Here is a 22083-nt window from a genome sequence, read left to right as displayed (position 1 = left end):
AATTATTGTTAGATTTGCATTTTTAGAGCCCGCAAATATGGTCTTTACCCAAGGCTAATATTTTTAAAACGATTCGGGATTATTCCCTTATTTGGGTTTTATTTATGATTTTTAGGGGCGGCTAGTCGTGTTTTCGCCCCTTTTTAAAATCAATTTAATTCAGGAAATCCCCTGGTGAATTAATCCTTATTTTAATCTCTTAATATGGAAGTTTACAGTAGTATTGTAAGTACCTGATGTAGTTACACCATCAAGCTGAACTACATAAAGTCTGGTTGAACCGGCAATTGTTGAGCCGTTACCTACAACAGCATATCTTTGAGCCACAGGAGCAATGGTACGGTTAACGCGGTCGTAATTATACCATCCAACTACAGTTGAACTATTGCTACCTAAAGTGCTAATTGCACCTAATGTAACCGAAGAAACATCGGTTAAAGTAATACCAGTAACATTGGTTACTGAAGCAGAATCGTAATAACCAAGGCTGTTTGTTCCAGCGATGGTAATGTTTCCGTTAAAGTTGCTGTCGAAATTAACCTGGTTTCCAGAACTTGCAACAACATTGTTCAATAAGTCGTAACCAACGGCAGTCCAGGAAGTAGGCGAAGTTGATGAATTGGTTACCACACCCGCTTCAGTAGCGCCAACGGCGATTAACGCAGTTGTATTTTGTAAAGCAAGTTTGTTATCTGGTTGAACGGCTTCTTTTTTACAAGCGGTTCCTAATATGGCTAAAGTTGCAATTGCGAACGTAAGTTTTAAAAATTTCATTTTCATTTTTTTTTAGATTTATGATTTCATTATATAAATGGGAATAATCTCCCGAATCGTTTTTCATAATTGAATGGTAAACAGGCTGTTATTCTGCAGTTACGGTAACAGACCAGTTTAGGGTTGATAATGGCCAGGAACCAAAAGATGCTGTTGGTGTATATACTCCTGGTGGAACGGTATCAGGCACGCGGATTACAGCCTCTGTACGGGTATAGGAAACAATAGGCAAGAGTGTTTTTTGTCCGTTTACCGTAATATAGAATTCCTTAAAATCGTGGAATATAATTTGCGAGGAATTGATTTTAAAGGTTTCACCCTGTTTAACAGTTACCGGACCATAGTTTATGCCCGGCCTGCCATAAACTACTTTTACCGGATACTTCATTTCAGAAGTTAAGGCCTGTACTTTCACTCTTACTTTATAAGTTCCCGTATCTAAAGTTTGTGGAACCTGCAAGTAACCATAAGTATAGGTCTTAACACCACCGATCATGGCTACCGATATACCTGGCGTTCCAAGCGAAAGGCTAGGTATTAACTCATATTCCTTATCGCTTTTATCAACCAAAAAGGCTTTGATTTTTTTAAGGTCAGAAATATTAAAATTACCCTGAACTCTTACATCATAAGTACCAATGGCCATCGTAGCGGCTGCAGTTGCTGTTGATAGCTCATTTAACAGCAAAGGAGAGATCTGATTTAGTTTAATAATGAGTTTATAGGTTGAAGTACTTTGATCAGCAGCTATAACGGTATAGGTCTTTTGGGTATTTAATACTTCTACCGGTGCAAGTGTTTCGCTCAGTTTAGCCCCTGCCGAAAGTTTGATTGCAGGTTCGATTACATCCAGTTCATAATAATAAGGTAAGTAAAGTGTAATGGTTTTATCAGTCTCATCAATGGCACCGAAAATGTTTCCATCCGATACGGCAACCTTAAACTCGGTGATTTTATTTGCAGGGAGTGGATCCAGACCAATTGTTTTTTTGCAAGCGGCAAGTGTAGCAACTGTTATTAAAAGGCAAAGCAGTTGCGTTAATTTATTTTTCATTTTAATACTTGTATTGATTTATTTGTAGGTTTATTTGATTTCGAATTTGGTGCTTCCTTTTGGCACAATGACGTATTCAAAAGTGAAATACATGTGCGGTGTTGTCCTGAACCATTTATCGGCAGTAAAAGCATCTTTATAACAACTAATCATTTTAATCTTGGCATAATCGCCCTTGGCTGTACGGATGATAATCGTTCTTTTCTCGGGCATGGCATAAGCCACATGTTGTTTATCATAACTGCCGTCTCCCCTTTTGGTGCCTCCAAAATCGTACAGGTACCAACCAATGCCTTCCCCAAAATCGCCTTCATTATCGGTTCCAATAAATTTGCTGATGCTTAATGCAGCATCTGCAGGCACATCAACTACCTGGTCAAATGGTTTTTCCAAAATGGCAATAGCGCCTGAACCTGTGCTTCCCGATCCTAAACTTGTTGATGACTGACCGTTGTTAGGACTTAAAAAACTATTATAAAGGCCGTTAAAGCCAACATCCCAACGATTTGTTTTTGCATACAGCAGGGGCACTATTTCTTTTGTTTCCAGGCTGAACAGCACAGCTGTTGGTGGTACGGTTGGATTGGCATCATCCGTTTCTACAGCAAGGTTTTCGATACGCTGTAATTTATAATATGCTGTACCGCCCTCGGTTTTGGTCGGTATTTCTTTTCCAGGCTCCAGAGAAATAATCTCATCTTTTTTGCATCCCGTAAAGAGCAGAACCAGTACCAAAAAGGTTGATGCCCATTTAAACAGCGCTTTATTTTTTATTGTAATATTCTTCATTTTTCAATTATTTGGTCTGTAAATTTTTACTTCCATCCTGCTGTACGTAATATTTAAAAGTATAATAAGGCGCAGGCCAGTTTAAATCGGTAACACTGGGCGGATTGCCTTTATAAGCGTTGATTAATTGTAGTTTGGCATATTTACCATCAGGTAACCTAATGGCGTAGGTGCGGTTTGGTATAGCCTGCATAATGTGCGAACTAAGGCTATAGAAAAACCATCCGTTTGAAGTTGCAGAGGATGCCCAGCCGATTTTAGTTACTTCGCTCGCACTAAAAGCCTGATCAGAAGGGGCCTGATTAAGCGTGTCGTAGTTTTGCTCAAGCATTATAACCGCGCTTTCAGCCGTTCCGCCATAACCAGGGTTAAATTGATAATCTTTATCATTTACATAAACCTCGCTATTGTAGGGACCGGTAAAGGCGAGGTCCCAATCTTTTGTTTTTAGCCATTGTACCGAATCAGCTGCATTACGGATCCAGATCTGTTTCTGATCTTTAAAGCGAAAAAGAAAAGTGTAAAATGCACGTACTTCTTTGCCCGGTGTTCCATTTCCCATGGCTGCCTGTGTATCGCCAGCCAGATCGGTTACCACAATGCTCTTACCATCCTGTAAAACTTCGTTTGGATCGGGCTCATCTTTTTTGCAAGAACCTAGGGAGAGCACCAATAATAAAAAACCAACAGCTAAAATTGATTTTCTCTTTACTGGTCGGCTATGTTTTATATACTTCATTGTAAATATTATTTTTAATCATTCTAAATAAGAATACTGCAAACATCCATATTAGCCATCATAAATGGTTTGTTCAATCCGTATTTTAATTTGTTCAATCCGTATTTTCTTTTGTTCAAAGCGTATTATTTATCACCGGTTTTAACTAAGTCTTATGGATTACCTGCTTCAAAATGAATCATAAACAACTGAAAAACAGTTAAATAATAGAATAAAAAATCTAAATAGGTTTTAAAAATTGCATCCGGGCTAAATATCTTGCTCGCTCAATTACTTGTATTTAGATTAATTAAACACTTTTTTTGTTCCTATAACCATCGCCTACATGAGGATTAAAAAGTATTATATTGTATTGATTATCGTTTCTTTTTTTAGTGCTACGCAATATGTTGTTGCACAGGCGAAGCGCATCATTACCTTAAGCAGCGCCATAAGTGAAACCGTGAATGCATTGGGTTATGGCAAGAATATTCTGGCTACCGATGTAACCAGTGTATCGCCGGAAGAGATAAACAGATTGCCTAAAGTGAGCAGAAACCGGTCTTTTTCTGTTGAAAGTATTACCGCTTACCGTCCAGATCTTATTTTGGTACCTGAAGGAGATTTTTCTAAAGAAAACCTTTACCAGTTTAAATCATTGGGTATCCGTGTGGTTACCATCCGTCAGGAATTTTCTGTTCAGGGTGCAACAAAATTTATCAGGCAAATTGCTGCTGCCATTGGCGATAAGGCACGCGGAGAACAACTGGCACAAAAAACAGAAAGTAACATCAATACCACTTTAAGTCAGCTAAAAAAGGGCAGCAAAAGCCCGAAGGTTTTATTTATTTATGCACGTGGCGTTGGCACCATGAATGTAGCCGGCAAATTTTAAAAGATATCTCGTTCAGTATCAGGCCAGGCGAAATGGTTGCACTTTTAGGGTCGAACGGTGCCGGGAAATCTACCTTAATGCGCTTGCTCTCTGGTGAGCGAAAGCCCGATAGCGGGCGGATTATGTTATACGGAGCAGATATTAAAGATTACAACCGAAAAATACTGGCCACCAAAAGGGCTTATCTGCAACAGCACAACCCTATTACCATGGCCTTTAGCGTGAAAGAAATCGTGATGATGGGCCGTTATGGTTTTAAAAGTTTATCATCGGCTAAAAATGATCAGCTAGCCCTTACCGAAACGATGGAAATCTGCGGATTAACTGATCTTGCAGACCGATCGATGTTAAGTCTTTCGGGAGGTGAACAGCAACGTGTACACCTGGCACGGGTACTGGCCCAATTGTGGGACAATAAAGATTCGGTATTGCTCCTGGATGAACCGACCAATAATATGGATCTTCAGTTTCAGCACCAAACCCTGGCTATAGCTGCTGCCATGGCAAAAAAGGGGTACATGATTGTAGTGGTACTGCACGAAGTTAATCTGGCCGCGCAGTATGCTAGCCGCATTGTTATTTTAAAAGATGGTAGAAAATGGTGGGATGGAACGCCTGTACAGGTACTTACCCCTCAGCATTTGTATACCGCATTTGGCATCCATGCACAGGCCTATACAGACCAAAGCAGCCTAAAAACGGTTATTGTGCCAAAGGAAGTTAAACTCGATGCAGGAAAATTTAACAGCAATCTCAAAACGACACAACAACCCATATATAAGTTAAAAACTATCGAAACCGATAAATTAATCAACCTCCAGTCTGTAAAGATTTAAATCTCAGCTACCTATGGAAAACATTCAAAAACTACTTAATACGGCACAAACTATTGGCCAGTTACCAAATTCAGCCTGTACCAATGCATTTAAAGAAACACTTTTAAAGACGATAAATGATTACTGTAGATTAAAACGCCTGGCCTTTTCCGAAAAAAGATTATGGATTGCGTTTAAACTGATGGAGGTTAGGGATTTTATTCATCCCGAATCGCTTTGGCTAATGCTTAAGGAAGATAAAACACCCATCAGCATCGGTTGTGTATATACCAACTTAAAGCTAATGGAAGCAGCAGGTATAGCCGAAGCGCAAAGTGCAGGATCGAGACTAATCCTGTATAAGATCAGAGCCGTACATCACTAGGCAAAATACCGTAGTATTTTTTAAAAGCGTTGGTAAAGCTGGCCTGATGTTTAAAACCAACGTTTATGCCTACCTCATACATATTTTTGCCTTCTTCTAAAATCAATCTTTTGGCCTCTTCCATTCTTAAACGGGTTACAAAATCGTAAATGGTACTGCCAAAATATTTTTTAAAACCTGTTCTCAATTTAAATTCATTAAGCAAGATCATTTTAGAAAGCTGCTTATGGGTTGGCGGATCGATATAATCGCGTTCGAGAATCTCCCTGGCTTCTTCGAGTTTTGGGATATCGCGATCCAGTAGCAACTCTCTACCGCCTTGTATATGCTGACTAAATTGTTCCAGTTGATACATAATCAGTTCGGTAATCCGGGCATCGGTAAACAGGCGCTTCAATTCCCCGTCCTGCCTGCAGGTAACAATCGCTTCGATTGATCTGCGCATTTCTGGTGTCATAAAAAGATCGTGTTCGGCAAAAGAGGTCGATATCCCTTTTTCAATCTCCTGCACAAATTGCTCATGCAATGGAGAGTACAAATCGACTAAACGCAAATAGTAATCTTTAGAGAGTACAATTAAGAAATATACAAATTCTACATCGGGCTTAACATCATAAGCTTCTTTTGCCGATGGGATATAGCGGATATTATGCCTGCTCCGGCCATATTTAGCCGATTGTTTACCGGCAGCGCCAGAACCATTTTTATTGCTAAAAATAAACTGACAGGTAATGGCCTCTCCTTCTACTTCGGTAAGGATCCTGGCAGGTCCATCAAATTTCATTTCAGAATGCACTAAAAAGAGACCATTGGTAGAGAGCTGATAATTTTTAATGCCTACCGGAGCATCTTTAATGGTTATTGATTTTTCGGATAATCTGTGATCGGGAACATACTTATCTGGAATTTCTTCCATGAACAGAAAATCTTTCTGATGCTCTATTCTTGCCTTTACAATCATTTCCGGTCTGGGTTAATGTTAAAAACAAATATAACAATATTATTTATATCAATTCTAAATAAGAGTAATTAATCTACATTATTTATGAGGAAGATGTTGATTCTGTCCTGTTCGTTTTCGAACGAAAACCGTTCAATTACGGACATGTTTTGTTTCGATTTTCTAAAAGGAGAGCCAGAAATGGGTTAAGAGCAATATTTCCTTATTGGCACAAACTTGGCACCATCAAAGGAAATTTGAAAATGAAGAAAATAATAACGCTTGCGGTTATCGCTATCTCCATACTATTTAAATCCAGTCAAGCCTGTACTGTAATTTCATGTGCATTAAAAGGCGAAGTATTCGCTGCAGCCAATGAAGATGATTACATGGGCTTTGCAAGGATGTGGTTTAACCCTAAAACTGCAGAAAGGTATGGCTCGGTTTGTTTTGGACTCCCTGATCTGCAAGCACAGGCAGCCATGAATGAATATGGCCTGTTTTACGATTTTACCGCACAAAATATCGATCCTGCTAAATACCATCCTAAAAACATCTACAAAGGAGATCTTTTTTTTGAAATTCTCGGCAAATGTAAAACCGTAAAGGAAGCTTTGGTTTATCTGGAAAAATACGATTACGCAATCAGTTCGCAGGTGTTAATTGCAGATGCACTTGGCAATTCAATCATCATTAATGCTGGTACTAAATTACCCAAATCAGGGTATTATCAGATCAATACAAATTTTGACATCAGTGCGGTAAAAACTAAAAACTATTCTTGCCGGAGATATGATATCTCAGAAGAGATACTAAAAGAGGCAAAAACTATAAACGTTCCCTTTTTTCGCGATATTTTAAACCGTACCCGACAAGAAGGAAAACTATCTACCATTTATAGCAACATCTATGATCTTAAACGCGGAATCATCACGATATATCATTTTCACGATTTCGAACACCCTTATGTAATCGATTTAAAGAAAGAACTGGCCAAAGGCTACAGGCTAGAAAAAATAAGCGATCATTTTCCTGCAAGCTTTGCATACGAACAGTTTTTGATGAGCGATAAACCTATGTACAGGAAAGAAATGATGTTGGATGAGATCAAGCAAAAAGGATTACGCCGTACCATAAACCGTTATTTCGATCTGGGTAAAAAGATGACAAAGGATAGCACAATCAACGGTACGTTATTAGAAGTGGGTATCCAACTTGTTAAAGACGGATATAATAAGCATGCCCAGGGTGGAATTTGGGAATACTGGTTCGCAATGCCCGGCGGTTTTAAAATAGAAAATTTTAATGATGAACGTATAAATGCAGCTGCAGAAATATTCGATTATTTAGGCACTGAAAAAGGAATAGATTTCAAACTAAAGAATTTCATCTATGAGTTAAGTGCTTATGTCAGACTTATTCAGGGCAATCAGACTCAGGCTAAAGAATATTATGCAATAGCTGCAGCCAGCAGTACTGATGCCTGGCCGATATCATTTGCCCGATCAAAGAAAATGCTGGCTGTTTTGTAAGAAAATCATTTTAACCTGGAGCCTGTTTAAATTTTTACAACAAATATAAATGGCCTTTGCTGTCAAATTGAGGGATAACTTATTGTATAAAAGTCAATATGAATGACGGGGATTTTAACGAATTAATAGTCCGTGAAGAATCGTTTTTGCGAGAAGGCTTTTTCAGCCGACGAAGCAATCTTACAACGATCGCTAATAGCGTGCGCTTTAAGATTGCTTCGTGCCTCGCAATGACGACCTTTCTTATAAGATCTGTCAATGGTAGGAGTTAGAATTTTTCAATACATCGGAGGGTTGATGACAGATAAACAAGGGGGCGTAATTTCGCCCGCAGTAGAGAACCGAAGGCTCTGCGAAGCAAAATCTTTAAACTTGATTTCAATAAATAGTCCAAAGATCTTTCCACTTCGCGTTGCTCCTGTCGGGATGACGACCATTCTATTGGAGTCTGTCATCAATATAGCGCAGTCGATGTGCCTTATTAATGCGTTGAAATGGTCGTCGGCTACGCTCAAACTGACATACGGAATAAATTTTATTTAATTTTTAAACAGGCCTTAATCCCTGAGTATCGCGGCTTAACATTTCAGCATTGCATACCAGGTAATATTATGAAGCTAAGCAAAACGTAATCTGGCAAAAAATAAATCCTATCTAAAAGACCGTGTCTAATTAGATAGGATAAGCGTTAAATTACATGTTTAATAGGTAGATGTAAATGTTTGTTGATGTGCAGTTCAGCTAAAAATTGCTATCAAGAATTAAATTTTGTTTTGATTGATAGCGAAGATCGCATTCGATTTAACTTTTATGAACCAAATTACATAGATAGGTGCGTTTTCATTACAGATAGGCCTAAATGTTAGTCAGATTCTGTATCCAATACTATAATATTAATTGCCTGACATCCTACCCGTCCGTGTTCCAAATCGAAACGAACCTTGGTTCCTACCAGTAAAGCAGGACGGTAATTTCCAACTAATTTCTGATTATCTGCATAAACCATCTCTTTTGCACCGTCAAGTGCAATAAATCCGAAACCTCTTACCGGATTATACCATTTAATTACTCCAGTGTACATTATAAAACCCCTTTTTTACATTAAATTAGCCACTATAAAGAAAATGTGAGGCGAAACAGGGTAAAACGTTCTATTTTCGGTATAAAAAGGTGTAATTTCGTTATGTATACAGAGAAGATTAACAAATGATTAAGTGTATAGCCATTGATGACCAACAAAACTCGATTTCGGGTATTGAAAAATATATAGCGGATTCGCCGAATATGGAACTCTTGGCTAGTTACACCGATCCCATGAAAGCCTTGAACGAACTGAAAAAGATTGACCAGGTAGATGTAATATTTATGGACATTCAAATGCCACAGATTTCAGGCATTGAACTTTCTAAGGCAATCCGCTCCAAAACCAAAAAACTGATATTTACTACTTCCCATGAGGAGTATGCCTTTGAAGCATTCGAGGCAGAAGCAGATGCTTATCTACTTAAACCTTATGGTTATGCTAAATTTGCCTTAACGGTAAACCGGATGTTTGAAGATGAAACAGAAGATATTGCGCAGGAAGCTTATTTTTTTGTCAAAAATAAATCTGAAGAGCACAAAGCTGTTCTGGTACGATATGCAGATATAATAGCTTTTGAGAGTTTTCACAACTACATCAAAATCCATACAAAAGAGAAAGTGATTATTGCTTATTTAAGTTTGAAGGATGTTAAAGAACAGCTTAATATAGAAAAAGGCTTTATCCAATTGCATAGGGGCTATATTATTTCCATCAATCATATTTTACATGTTGAAGGCACGAGGATAACACTTTCTAATCATACCAGCTTTACAGTTGGCGATCTTTATTACAATGATTTCCGTGACTTTTTTACCGACAAACTTATTACCAGTAAACGGAACAAATAACCATTTAATGACACAAAAGCTAAAAGCAACAGCTAAAAAGAAAGCCCTTCTAAAACTAGAAGGGCTTTCTTTCTAAGCGAATAAATTATTTAGCGCTATTTTTTTTATCAGTTACTTCAGCTCTAATTTCTTGGGCTAAAACTTTTAGGTCTTGCATTGCTTTACGTACACGTGTACCTGCTGCTGCATTACCACCATCATAAAATTTAGTTACGTCTGCTTCTACAGAAGAGATTAGATCTTGCACTTTTTTAAATTTGTCCATAATTTTTCTTTTATAAGGATGGTGAACATCCGTTAATTAAACAATATTCCTTTCCGCTAACAATAAACGGGCCGCAAAACTATTGCTTTTTATAAATTAAACAAACGTTTATGCCAAATCATTATTGCAAACAGCATAAAACATTCATTAAATACTAGGGTAAAGGCAGCAATGCACACCCTGTTTTTTAACAAAACATACCTCATTTTTAGCCTTTTACGAACGGCGCATTTAATCATGAAAAATTTTACAATTAGGAAAATTAATTCAGCAATTATGTTATATCTTGGCTGAAAATATGCAGTCTTTTAACCTCTTCATTAGTACCAGTTGTTTATTCTTGCTTTTGTTCTCCATGCATCTTTTTTTTTCAAAAAAAGGGAATAAACTATTAAACATTTTCCTTTCGGTTATATTTTTTGCACGATTCGGGCAAGCACTAACTTCTTTATTTTTTAAATCAGGCCAACCCAATGCCTTAGCATTTTTTCATCAGACTTTTACGCCATTCTATTATGCTGCCCCAGCCTGCTTTTATCTCTACATAACAGGGTTTCTTCAGGATCGTAAAAATTTACAAAAAATAGAATGGTTCCATCTCGTACCTTTTTTACTGGCTATTATCCATGTTATTCCCTGGCATTTCTCTCCCACACTCAATTGGGATTTGATAGGCAGCCAACTAGCCGAAAATGGTTACTTTTCACTAAAAGAAAGAAGTGGCCTGTTCCCGCCATATTTCCATTACTTATTCAGGCCTATACTGGTAATTGCTTATTTATGCGCCACATGGATTGTTGTACTGCGCCTAAAAAACAAACCAACACAGCTGCTCGAAGCCGAAGGCAGAAAGTGGATTATCTTTTTTCTTCGGATTGCTACCTTCTTTCAGTTGTTTGGCCTGGTACCAATTATTTTAAGAAACTTACATATCCCATATGTTAACGCTTCGTTCATTGTGGCGAATTGTTTAGTCCTGTTATTCATTTTAGTATACGCCCTCCACAGGCCTTATATTTTTTATGGCTATTTGCTGGTGGCGGTAGACTGGACTAAAAAACCTGCAGTATTGAAAACAGAAACTGATGTAATTTTAGTTCCCCTAGTATCAGAAGATCGAAAACCTAACCTAACAGCAGTAAAAAAAATTAATCTTGTAGATGCACAACTCTCTGACTATGCCCTTGCCATGCAAGAAATAATGGAGCGGGAACAACTTTATCTGCTTCACGATTTTCAGATTATTGATCTGGCAGCAAAACTCAACATCCCGATCCACCACTGCTCTTTCGTAATTAACAAACATATCGGCAAAAATTTCAGAGATTGGATAAACAGTTACCGGGTTGATCATTTCTTAAAACAATATCCCCTAAAATCAGATAAAATCACCATCGAGGCCATTGCTTCTGAAGCTGGCTTTAAAAGCGTGGCTACTTTTTATAATGCATTTAAAAAAGAAACAGGCTTAATGCCAACTGCCTATTTTGCACAGGAACTAAGCCATTAACCTGTTATAAAGCCATTTTTTAGTCTAACGATCGTATCGTTAGAGATTACAACTATAGTATTTTTAAGTGCACAGTAAAATACCAGATACCTTTGGGGCCAGATTATTTTAAGCATATTGCGTTAAATGAGTATGCTTAATCTTTTTTTGAAATCAAAACAAGCCTTAACTATGCCACATACAACATATTTTTTACGTCCGCTTTACGATTATCTTGAACAATTCCATCCTTTATCTGGTGCCTTTAAAGCCGAACTTGAAAGGTCTTGCAAACTTACCCGTATAAAAAAAAATAAACACATTCTCTCTCCAATAGATAGTAATGCTTCTCTGTATTTTTTGGTCAACGGGCTGGTACGTGGCTTTATACGTGATGGTAAAACAGATATCAGCACCTGGTTTGGCTTCGAAAATGAATTAATAGGTGCCATACGCCACCCCGATCAGTACCCCAGTCCTTCTATAGAATATCTTCAGGCCCTGGAAGATTGCAAACTCATCTGCATTCCATATACATTAATTGATTTGATGTATACAAAATATCCGGAGGCCAACCTAATCGGCAGAAAGCTATTGTCACTTCGTTATTATGCTGCATCAGAAAGATCTATTCTAGCCCGGATACCTAAAGCAACCGGCAGGTACCATAAACTACAGGAAAGTGGTTTGGATATAAAAAGGATACCGCAGCGTTATCTGGCCAGTTACCTGGGTGTGCGTGTAGAAACCATGAGTAGAATCAGAAACAAAGTTTTAACACCCGATTACCAGTTGTGCTCTTAATTTAGCGATGAACCTTCAACACTCAGTCATTTTATCATTCAACCAGGGAAATCGCTTTTAACTTTTCTCTGATAATTCTTCCTCTTTCTGCGCATGCCTAAGCATTATGTTTGCCACGGAAGTACGAAAAACACGGAAAACTTTAATCTCCTCCGTGATTTCTGTGTTTCCGTGGCTAATTAATTTTTGCGCATGTTTTAAAAGCAATTTCCCTGATCATTCAACTCTTCGTTTTTTTCATTTCCGCTTCTTTTGCTAAATTTGCGGCAATGATTTTATATAAAACCAATGAAGAAGTAGAACTGATGCAAATCAGTGCCCTACTGGTGAGCAATACCCTTGCAGAAGTAGCTAAAATATTAAAGCCAGGCATTACCACCCTCGAAATTGATAAATTAGCCAACGAATTTATACTTGATAATGGCGCAGTACCCTCCTTTTACAACTATAATGGTTTTCCTTTTCACATTATTACCTCGGTAAACGATGTGGTTGTACATGGTTTTCCGACTAAAGATGAACTGAAAGATGGCGATATTATCTCGGTAGATGTAGGTACCATAAAAAACGGTTTTCATGGCGATCATGCTTATACTTTTATAATAGGTGAAGTATCGCCAGCGGTATTAAACCTGGTAAAAACAACTAAAGAATCGCTTTTTCTCGGGATTAAAGAAGCTGTTGTCGGCAAACGCATCGGAGATATCGGCGCGGCCATCCAAAGTCATAACGAAAAGCAGGGTTACGGCGTAGTGAGAGACCTAGTAGGCCATGGTTTAGGTAAAGATATGCACGAGGATCCACAGGTACCGAATTATGGAAGAAAAGGTAACGGTTTACTTTTAAGAGAAAACCTGGTATTGGCCATAGAACCGATGATTAATATGGGCAAAAAAGATGTGTTTTTGGATGAAGACGGCTGGACAATCAGAACAGCAGATGGAAGTCCATCTGTTCATTTTGAACATGATGTATGTGTTAAAAAGGGAGAAGCACTTATTCTTTCTGATTATGCACCTATCGAAGCCGCAGAAAAGCAGAACAGCAACCTTAATACTTCTTATTACTAAATAGCAATACAGTGGATGCATGGAGATTTTGGAGAGACCAGCTTCTCAAAAACTCCATGTAACCATCTATCTTGTTATACCAATATTGCATCTGAAACGATCTCTTCAGCATTATCGTCTAACAATATTTTAACCGTTTTTAGGGTAGACTCTGCAATTTCTGCTAAAGCCTCTTGTGTAAAAAAAGCCTGATGTCCGGTAAGCAAAACATTCGGAAAGCTGATTAGTCGCTGAATATCATCATCTCCAATAATACTCCCGGAAAGGTCTTTAAAAAAGAGTTGTTCTTCCTGCTCATATACATCAATTCCCAGCGCTGCAAGTTGACCTGTTTTTAATGCTTCAATCACTTCACGCGTATTAATCAATCCGCCTCTGCTTGTATTGATTAGTGTAACACCTTTTTTCATCGCCGATAAGCTACTTGATCCAATCAAATAATGGTTTTCGGGTGTAAGCGGGCAATGCAGCGAAATAACATCGGCTTCTTTTATCACTTCGTGAAAAGGCAAATACTTTACTCCCACACTTTGTAAAGATTCATTCACAAAAGGATCAGAAGCCAGTACAGTACAGCCAAAACCAAGCATAATTTTACAGAAAGCAGCACCAATTTTCCCTGTGCCGATTACGCCAACTGTTTTGCCAAAAAGATTGAAACCCATTAAACCTGAAAGCGAAAAATTCTGTTCGCGTACGCGGTTATAGGCCTTATGGGTTTTACGGTTTAGGGTAAGCAACATGGCTGCTGCATGTTCTGCAACGGCCTGTGGCGAATAAGCCGGCACGCGACAAACACGGATCCCGTATTGTTTGGCCGCATTCAGATCCACATTGTTAAAGCCTGCACAACGCAAAGCAATAATTCTCAACCCTTTTTGTGCCAGTATGGCTATAACATCAGCCGTTAGTTTATCGTTCACAAATACACAAACAGCATCCGTACCTAATTTTATCGCGTCGGCAATATGAGGACCCAAATGGGTTTCCCAAAATTCTAATTCAAAATCATACTGTTTATTACAGCTTTCAAAAAATTCACGGTCGTAAGGCTTCGCAGAAAAAAACACAATCTTCATATCGTTAAAAATACGGATTAAATAGCTTTTTTGCTTACTCTTTTAACTTAAGAGTCAAAACACTTATTTTTCAAAATCAAATAATAAAGTTCCTTTAAAAGTTTTACCGTCAGTTTTGTTTTTTTGACTTTGTGGCCCCATTAATAAAGCAGACTGAAACTTGGTACCAATGGCACTTATCCCTTTCAAAAAACCGATACTCCCTTCTGGAAAGGCAGGCTCTACATTGTTGTTGTTTAGCGCCGCAGCTTCACGGGCTGGCCTTAACATTTGCAGATAGGTATCTTCATCGGGTATGTAAACCGTAAATGGCGCTTCCTTATTTTCTAGCCTAACCCAGTTCACTTCCGCATGATAACCTTTAAACTCAGGGTAACCCCAGGTTTCGCCTGTGATTGAATTATTGTAATCCTTATGCCAAACCCCAAACTGTTGCCCTTTTAACCTGTTTTTCCAAACCCGGTACGGTCCGCGGCCAAGGTATTTCATTCCGGTAATTTTATCTTCTGGGAAATTAAATGTAATGCCCATAAAATCAGCATCGCCCTGCTGCGTAAATTGGTATTCGAGTTTAACCAGCTTTCCGGTTTCAAATGTCCACTTTGCATGCAAATTGCCAGTTCCCTGGTAATCAGATTCTACGATATACTTTGCTCCTTCTGCTTTATGGATAAATTTTATCAATTCAGTATTTACACCAGCCAATACCGGGCCGTTGGATAGAGAAATAACTGTATTGCCTTTAACCACTTTTTCCAGATAACCCGTTTTTTTATTAAAATAGCAGGTAACATCGTCCTGTTTAATCAGGAGCGACTGATCATTTTCTTCGGCTTTTACTGCTGAACCAGAGCCAGTCGCATCCAACTGTGATACCATTAAACGGGGCGTTTTTATCGGCCAGCTCCAGGTGAATATTTCTTTCTGGTCAGCCCCATAAGCAGTTAAATACAAGGCATCACTTTTTGTCCACGATGTTGGCAAATCCAGATCAAGTGTACCTTTTGCACCAGGCTTAAGTTTGGTAGCCGTTTTGCCGCTGGCATTTATAATGGCTTTTGTTCCTTTTGCACTAGCCGATGGGAAACTTACCAGTTTCCATTTAAATGTACATTTATCCAGATCGGTAAAATTGAAGCGGTTTTCTACAGAGATTTTACCTTTAAAATTACCATCAATTTTGGTCAGATCGATAAAAACCGGAGACCAGATCTCTTTTATGGCATAAAAACTGCCTTCTTTTTCGCGATGTGGACCAACAATCCCATCAGGTGCATGGTTACCATCACCATCGTAAATGCCATTTTTATCTGTCCGGATTACGTTTTCATCCACCAGTGCCCAAATAAAACCACCGGCACCATGCGGGTGAATCAGCATCTGGTTCCAGAAATCGTCTAAAGCTGCACCGGCACCACCATCATACAGGGCATGCATAAACTCCGTCGGAAAGAAAACTTCCTGGCCGGTAGCTGCAGCCTTCACCATATAATTGTAATCGGGGTAATGTTTGGTATCGGTTCCGTTAAATTTCTCCCAGGGATGTATCACCGTACGTTTCTGCGGATCATATAGAGCGTAATCATTGTCTAGATCGGTATTAAAACCGCCCTCGTTGCCATTGGCCCAAAAAATAATAGATGGATGATTAACATCCCTAATTACAAGCTCTTTCACGAGCCTGTGCCCTACGGTATTATCATATTTTGCCTGCCAGCCCGTTAATTCATTAATTACATACAGTCCTAATGAGTCGCAAATATCCAAAAATTCTGCGTCTGGCGGATAATGCGACATGCGGACAGCGTTCATGTTCATATCTTTCATCAACTTCACATCCATTAAATGCACCTCGCGACTGAGTGTACGTCCGCTTTCGGGCCAAAAGCTGTGGCGATTAACACCTTTTAAAATCATTTTCGAGCCATTAACATAAAAACCATCGCCATTACGGACTTCAAGGGTACGAAAACCGAATTTTTGTTTTATCTGATGCACGATCTTCTGGCTGTTTTTGATCCGTACCTCCACTTGATATAAGTTAGGGAATTCGCTGCTCCACAATAAAGGCTTGGAGAATGTAGCCTTCAAGGTTTGTGCACCGTTCGATGCATTCGCCTTTATGGCAAATGCTTTGCCCACATTTTCGCCATTTGTTTTTTTCACCTGGGCCTCAAGCATATCGCCGGCACCTAAATTCTGCGCGTAAACATCAAGCTGAAAGCTCCCGTCGGCCCTGGCATTAACGGCCACTCTTTCTATAAATTTATTGGGAACCGTTTCCAGGTAAACTGGTCTGAAAATACCACCAAAAATCCAGAAATCACTCGTTCTTTCAGCTTTGTTAATCGATGCATTTGCTGATACTTTATCAACCATAACTTCCAGTAAATTTTTGGTTTCAGGTTTTAACAGCGCTGTAATATCATATTTAAAACGATAAAAACCGCCCTGGTGCACATCACCTGCCAGCTTTCCATTAATACTTACTTTGGTATCAGTCATAGCGCCTTCAAAAACCAGGAATACTTTTTTCCCGGTTATTTTACCTGTCTTAAATTCATAACGGTACATGCCCTGTTCGTTGGCTTTAACCTTATCGTGCCCATAGTTGTAACTTCCAAAGCCCTGTAATTCCCAGTTCGATGGTACAGGTATTTTAGTCCATATTCCACTTTTACGACCAGCGGTACAATAAAAGTCCCATTGGACGGTATGGTCTTTATCTCTTCCTGAAAGATAGGTTTTGGTCGTTTCCTGCGAAAAGCTGGCAGAAGAAACCAACAGTAACAATAATGGTATTAATCTTTTGATCATGATCTATTTGGCATTAGTATTAGCAAGCTGATTCACAAGATAATAGAATTTGCGCCGAGATAAGACAAGATAACCAGCATTTTACATCCTAACATCTGCCTAAATTTAAGGTGATCTTTAAAATCAGTAAAACTCCATCTTAAATACCATTGCGAATAAGCTTAAATCTGCTGTTCTGCCTAAAGCCCGGGAAAAGAAAGCTAAAACAGCGAAAATCAGTAACATGTTGATTACGCTGAACAGGGTTGGCATGCTGTGGCGTATTTTTATGCCAAACACAAATAAATTCAATGAGGGCTTTTGCTAAAACGTTTTTATTACTCCTGTTTTTTGCAGGCATTTTCTCAAACATTTACGCACAAAATTATACTGTAAAGGGAATTGTTCTGGATACAGCTGGTCTGCCGTTGCCTGGTGCGGTGGTACGGATTAAATCAGGCAACGATAGCATTGGTACTTCAGCCAATCCCGATGGGACATTTATTTTGAGTAAAATCAAGTCCAGGCAATTTACTTTATCAGCTGCCTTTATCGGCTACGATACTTTTATTAAACAATACCTTATCGAAAAAGGCATGCTTCTGAATATTACCGACATTAAACTTAAGCCTTCTTCGAATACGCTTGATGGTGTGGTAATCTCAGGGGGTTCCACCGGTAAAAGTAACCGAAGATACGGTGAGTTTTAACGCGAAAGCTTTTCCAGTAAGAGATGGTGATGCGATAGATGAAGTGCTGAAAAAACTGCCCGGCATCAAGGTAGATAAAGATGGTAATGTAACCAGTCAGGGAGCGCCTGTAACCAAAATTCGCGTTAACGGAAAAGATTTTTTTGGAACCGATGTAGCTACAGCGATTAAGAACCTGCCTGCCGATATTATCAAAAACCTGCAGTTCATTGATGATTATGGCGATCAGGCCAAACTTACAGGTATTAAAACCGGAGAACCGGAAAAGGTACTGAACCTGACCATTGAAGAAGATAAAAAGAAGGGATATTTTGCACGTGCATCAGCAGGGGTCGGCAATTCAGACCGTTACAATACCAACATTAGGGGAAACAGCATGAAGGGTGAAAGACAAATTTCTTTTGACGGAACATCCGCCAATGCCAATATGCGTGGTGGCGGTGGTGACGGCATCAATACCAGAAATGTCCTGGGTATTAATTATAAAAACGAGTTCAGCACCAAACTTTCTGCTGATGCGGCTTATAATTTTAACAATAATAAGAACAATACCATTAGCACTACCTATACACAGAGTGTTTTACAGGATGCAGGCCAAAATCCCATAAACCAGCTCGAAAATGCGAACAGTAATAGCAGAAGTAATAATAACAACCACTGGTTTGGGGGCAATCTCGAATACAAAATTGATACGATGAACTACCTGAAAATTTCGCCAAATTTCTCTTATAGCAACAATAGCGGAAATAATGGGGGAGGCTCGGATATTACCCTGGATACGCTAGCGACCAACAGGCAGAGTACAAACTTTAATACTTCTAAAAATATCAATGCGCGTACCAATTTCTTTTTTAACCACAAATTTGAGAAAAAGGGCCGCAACATTACTTCATGGGGAAGCTTTAACTATTCAAACGGAGAAAACTATAAGGATGTGTTTAATCAGTACATCAATACACACAACACTACGGCAGATTCTGTTTTACAGAACCAGTTGAACAACCAGGATAACCGAAATTTCGGATTAAATGCTGGTGTATCGTACATGGAGCCGATCTGGAAAAAAACTTTTCTGGAGGTAAACTATAACTGGAACCGTTCATCGACAAATAATTCGCGTGATGCTTATGATGTGGCGGACGGCAATCAGGTACTTAATCCCAACCTGAGCAATATCTACGACTATCAGTTTATTACTAATAAAGTGGGGCTGAATTACCGTTACATCGGTGAGAAACTCAACTATACCCTCGGACTTAATGTACAACCAGCCATATTACGCGGACAGAACCTGAGCAACAACATCCAAACGGTTAACCGTACCTTTAATTTCATTCCTTCGGGCCGTTTTTCTTATAAATTTTCTAACCAGGAATCATTCGATATCAATTATTGGGGGCGGAACAACCAACCTGGCTTTTTGCAGTTGCAGCCGATATCAGATAATTCGAACCTGCAGAATGTAGTTACAGGAAACCCGAACCTTAAGCCCGAATTTATACAAAGTGTTAATGCACATTATAAACAAGCCGATTGGAACGCAGGGAAAGTGATCCAGGCAAATTTTAAGTATGAGCGTACAAACGACAGGATTGTAACTACCAAACAGCGTGTGCCGGGAACGGTTAACCAACTTACCAGTTACCTCAATGCAGATGGTTATTATACGCTTCAAGGCGATTATAACATTAACAAACCACTTTCTGCAGAGCGGAAATTCACCATTGGCTATTCGGGTTCGGGGCAGTTAAACAATAACATTACTTTTACGGATGATAGCCGGATTGAAGCGCAAAATTTATCGTGGCGCCAGGAACTGGAGTTTCGGGTTGATTTAAAAGATATTGTGAACTTTGAAATAGAAACCGCTTATTCTCAAAACCTGACCAGGTACTCAAATGATACTTTTACCGACCGCCAATCCAACCGCTTTGAGTGTGGCATAGAAGGCCGCAATTATTTCTTTAAGGATCTTACCCTGGGCTACGATTTCACCAAACAGGTTAATTCAGGTTTTGACAATGGTGCGGTGCGTAATCCAACATTACTTCGTTTATCGATGGAATATAAGTTTATGAAAAATGATATGGCTGCCATCCGCGTGGAAGGATTCGATCTTTTTGATCAGAATTCAGGGATATCAAGAGATGTATTCGATAACGTGATTGTAGACAGGCAAGTTAACCGGTTGGGCAGGTATTTTATGCTATCGTTAATTTACCGGGTACGTAAATTTGGTAGTTAAGATTAAATATCATTTGTTATCTTCTTAAGATCTGCGGAAACCTATTCACCAATTATTTCCCGCAGATTACACTGATTATCGCAGAACTAATGATATTTTATATTTTCCATCACCTAAAACTATTTCCCGCAGATTACACTGATTACCGCAGAACTCATTACATCTTCCGTCTTCCATTTTCCATCCCCACAAACCTATCCCTTTTCTGTTCCCGATTTGGTTGCTACTGCTTTTTTCTTTCTAAAAACGGGGAAAGTCATCGGACTTTTAGCCGGGCGTTCATCTCCAAGTAACACGCCCCATTGTTTGAATGATTCTGTACGATCGAAGATAATTTTGAGAACAGCCACAATAGGCAGGGCAAGAAACATCCCCGAAACACCCGCTATGCTGCCGCCAATAAATACCCCGAGGATGGAAAATAAAGCATTAATTTTTACTTTAGACCCCACAATACGCGGCATAAGGATGTTGTTATCTAAAAATTGAACAAATGCAATTACCCCTAAAACCGTAAGCACCGGCCATAACTCTTGTGATGATGTAAGTGTTAACAATACCCCTATTAAGTTACCAATTAAGGCACCCACGTAAGGGATCAGGTTTAATATGGCAAAAATTACCCCAATTAATAAGGCATGTTTTATACCGATTAACATCAATATACCACCCAATAAAATGGTCATATAGGTAATCTGAATTAATAGCCCGATCAGGTAACTTTTAATAATCGATTCGGTTTCATAAATCGCTCCTTTCACTTTCGGGTGGTCATCTGCTTTAAACCACATAAAAATAAAGCGCAATATAATGTCTTTATAAAAAAGCATCAGGTAAATATAAATAGGCAACAACCCGATAAATACAAAAATGCCACTTAAAGTAACAGCAGCACCACCTGCAAGCGAGGTGCCCATATTCATTAAATCGTCGCTTTTGGTCTGTATAAAGGCTTTTTGCTGTTTATCATCATAATGGGTAATACGGCTGATCCAATCGCTTAATGAATTGATATGCTGTGTTACATTTGCCTTGATCTGTGGGAAATCTTTAACTAAAATGCCAATCTGGTTCGAAAAAAACCAAATAATCAAAGCCACGAATAGGGCTACTAATAAAATTGGTAAGATAATGGCTAGCGATTCTGGTATCTTTTTTCTTTTTAAAAAGCGATACAGTGGAAGCAACATGATGCTGATGAAAAAAGCCATCAATATCGGCATAATAATATCTCGACCAATTACCATCACGGCTGCAATGGCCATTAGCCCCAATAATTCTATAGATCGTTTTACGGTTAGGGGTAAATTATTCATCATAAAAGCTTATTCTGATTTGAAATTTAAACACAGCCGGTGTTAAAATGTTTTAAATAATTAGTTGAGGGGTTGAGAGTTGGGCGTTTGGCGCTGGGAGCCGATTAACCGATTCAACAATTAACTGATTAACCAGTTGGAGGCTTGGCGTTCGGAGTCAATTAATTGATTCCCCTCAATAAGTCATCCTGAGAGATAATTTAGTGTATAAAAATCAATATAAATGACATGAGAATTTAAAAGATTAAATCCCCTCAGATTATCGTCATTGCGAGAAGGCTTTTTCAGCCGACGAAGCAATCTTTATAGCAAGGATCACCAGCATGATAGATTGCTTCGTCGTTCCTCCTCGCAATGGCGACTTTCTATTAGGGCTGTCAATGGTAGCCTGTCGAAGCGTTGGTGGTTCGTTCTGAGTTGTGTATTTGGCGTCAATTAACCAATTTAAACCATTAACCGATTAACCATTGATCAA

19 protein-coding genes and 1 pseudogene are annotated in these 22083 nt (G+C 38.9%); 10 read left to right on the top strand and 10 right to left on the bottom strand.

What is annotated here, in order from left to right; all coding sequences use genetic code 11:
* Positions 1-186: 186 nt before the first annotated feature.
* From ACUN24_RS16480 to ACUN24_RS16465, 4 genes are all read right to left on the bottom strand, one after another.
* Positions 187-774 (bottom strand): hypothetical protein, encoded by a 588-nt coding sequence (locus ACUN24_RS16480; RefSeq protein ID WP_445563486.1) that lies wholly within the window; start codon positions 772-774, stop codon positions 187-189.
* An 88-nt stretch (positions 775-862) separates the two neighbouring features.
* Positions 863-1828 carry a hypothetical protein gene (locus ACUN24_RS16475; protein ID WP_445563485.1) on the bottom strand — a complete coding sequence of 322 codons (966 nt, stop codon included), beginning with the start codon at positions 1826-1828 and terminating at the stop codon, positions 863-865.
* A 30-nt stretch (positions 1829-1858) separates the two neighbouring features.
* Complete coding sequence (locus tag ACUN24_RS16470; protein WP_445563484.1) at positions 1859-2617, bottom strand: HmuY family protein; 759 nt, start codon at positions 2615-2617, stop codon at positions 1859-1861.
* 7 nt (positions 2618-2624) lie between these two features.
* Positions 2625-3356 (bottom strand): HmuY family protein, encoded by a 732-nt coding sequence (locus ACUN24_RS16465; RefSeq protein WP_445563483.1) that lies wholly within the window; start codon positions 3354-3356, stop codon positions 2625-2627.
* 325 nt (positions 3357-3681) lie between these two features.
* On the opposite strand from ACUN24_RS16465, the gene ACUN24_RS16460 reads away from it, so the two are divergent.
* The 3 genes and pseudogenes from ACUN24_RS16460 (at position 3682) to ACUN24_RS16450 (ending at position 5430) form a co-directional block, all read left to right on the top strand.
* Complete coding sequence (locus ACUN24_RS16460) at positions 3682-4230, top strand: heme/hemin ABC transporter substrate-binding protein (protein WP_445563482.1); 549 nt, start codon at positions 3682-3684, stop codon at positions 4228-4230.
* 8 nt (positions 4231-4238) lie between these two features.
* Positions 4239-5066 (top strand): annotated as a pseudogene (locus ACUN24_RS16455) (heme ABC transporter ATP-binding protein); the annotation flags it as partial.
* A 13-nt stretch (positions 5067-5079) separates the two neighbouring features.
* Entirely contained in the window at positions 5080-5430 is a 351-nt protein-coding gene (locus ACUN24_RS16450) for a transcriptional repressor (protein ID WP_445563481.1), read from the top strand.
* Here ACUN24_RS16450 and ACUN24_RS16445 read toward each other — a convergent pair.
* Positions 5411-6391, bottom strand: coding sequence for a helix-turn-helix transcriptional regulator (locus tag ACUN24_RS16445; protein ID WP_445563480.1), 981 nt, complete (start codon positions 6389-6391; stop codon positions 5411-5413). The genes ACUN24_RS16450 and ACUN24_RS16445 overlap by 20 nt on opposite strands.
* Positions 6392-6633: 242 nt before the next feature.
* Here ACUN24_RS16445 and ACUN24_RS16440 point away from each other — a divergent pair, with 242 nt between their 5' ends.
* A complete protein-coding gene (locus ACUN24_RS16440) occupies positions 6634-7902 on the top strand; it encodes a hypothetical protein (protein ID WP_445563479.1) in 1269 nt (422 codons plus the stop codon).
* An 862-nt stretch (positions 7903-8764) separates the two neighbouring features.
* On the opposite strand, the gene ACUN24_RS16435 is transcribed toward ACUN24_RS16440, so the two are convergent.
* Positions 8765-8983 carry a cold-shock protein gene (locus tag ACUN24_RS16435; RefSeq protein WP_445563478.1) on the bottom strand — a complete coding sequence of 73 codons (219 nt, stop codon included), beginning with the start codon at positions 8981-8983 and terminating at the stop codon, positions 8765-8767.
* A gap of 125 nt (positions 8984-9108) precedes the next feature.
* Between ACUN24_RS16435 and ACUN24_RS16430 the strand changes: the two genes are divergently transcribed.
* A complete protein-coding gene (locus ACUN24_RS16430) occupies positions 9109-9834 on the top strand; it encodes a LytR/AlgR family response regulator transcription factor (protein ID WP_445563477.1) in 726 nt (241 codons plus the stop codon).
* Positions 9835-9919: 85 nt separating this feature from the next.
* Here ACUN24_RS16430 and ACUN24_RS16425 read toward each other — a convergent pair whose 3' ends face one another.
* Positions 9920-10099 (bottom strand): histone H1, encoded by a 180-nt coding sequence (locus ACUN24_RS16425; RefSeq protein ID WP_057933955.1) that lies wholly within the window; start codon positions 10097-10099, stop codon positions 9920-9922.
* 355 nt (positions 10100-10454) lie between these two features.
* Here ACUN24_RS16425 and ACUN24_RS16420 point away from each other — a divergent pair, with 355 nt between their 5' ends.
* The 3 genes from ACUN24_RS16420 (at position 10455) to map (ending at position 13462) form a co-directional block, all read left to right on the top strand.
* Positions 10455-11609, top strand: a complete 1155-nt coding sequence (locus tag ACUN24_RS16420) for a helix-turn-helix domain-containing protein (RefSeq protein WP_445563476.1) — start codon at positions 10455-10457, stop codon at positions 11607-11609.
* Between the two features lie 171 nt (positions 11610-11780).
* A complete protein-coding gene (locus ACUN24_RS16415; RefSeq protein ID WP_445563475.1) occupies positions 11781-12392 on the top strand; it encodes a Crp/Fnr family transcriptional regulator in 612 nt (203 codons plus the stop codon).
* 269 nt (positions 12393-12661) lie between these two features.
* A complete protein-coding gene (map, locus tag ACUN24_RS16410) occupies positions 12662-13462 on the top strand; it encodes a type I methionyl aminopeptidase (protein ID WP_445563474.1) in 801 nt (266 codons plus the stop codon).
* Positions 13463-13536: 74 nt separating this feature from the next.
* Here the strand turns inward: map and ACUN24_RS16405 are convergent, their stop codons facing one another.
* Entirely contained in the window at positions 13537-14541 is a 1005-nt protein-coding gene (locus ACUN24_RS16405) for a 2-hydroxyacid dehydrogenase (RefSeq protein WP_445563473.1), read from the bottom strand.
* A gap of 63 nt (positions 14542-14604) precedes the next feature.
* Positions 14605-17358: a glycoside hydrolase family 2 TIM barrel-domain containing protein gene (locus ACUN24_RS16400; RefSeq protein WP_445563472.1), complete on the bottom strand. Its 2754-nt coding sequence runs from the start codon at positions 17356-17358 to the stop codon at positions 14605-14607.
* A gap of 290 nt (positions 17359-17648) precedes the next feature.
* Here ACUN24_RS16400 and ACUN24_RS16395 point away from each other — a divergent pair, with 290 nt between their 5' ends.
* Together ACUN24_RS16395 and ACUN24_RS16390 are read left to right on the top strand one after the other, a co-directional pair.
* Entirely contained in the window at positions 17649-18047 is a 399-nt protein-coding gene (locus ACUN24_RS16395) for a carboxypeptidase-like regulatory domain-containing protein (protein WP_445563471.1), read from the top strand.
* Complete coding sequence (locus ACUN24_RS16390; protein ID WP_445563470.1) at positions 18037-20292, top strand: outer membrane beta-barrel protein; 2256 nt, start codon at positions 18037-18039, stop codon at positions 20290-20292. The genes ACUN24_RS16395 and ACUN24_RS16390 overlap by 11 nt, the downstream gene beginning before the upstream one ends.
* Before the next feature lie 194 nt (positions 20293-20486).
* On the opposite strand, the gene ACUN24_RS16385 is transcribed toward ACUN24_RS16390, so the two are convergent.
* Positions 20487-21611, bottom strand: a complete 1125-nt coding sequence (locus tag ACUN24_RS16385; RefSeq protein ID WP_445563469.1) for an AI-2E family transporter — start codon at positions 21609-21611, stop codon at positions 20487-20489.
* Between the last annotated feature and the right edge of the window lie 472 nt (positions 21612-22083).

It is taken from the genome of Pedobacter sp. WC2501, from assembly GCF_052682415.1.
This window is presented reverse-complemented; position numbering and strand designations above follow the sequence as displayed.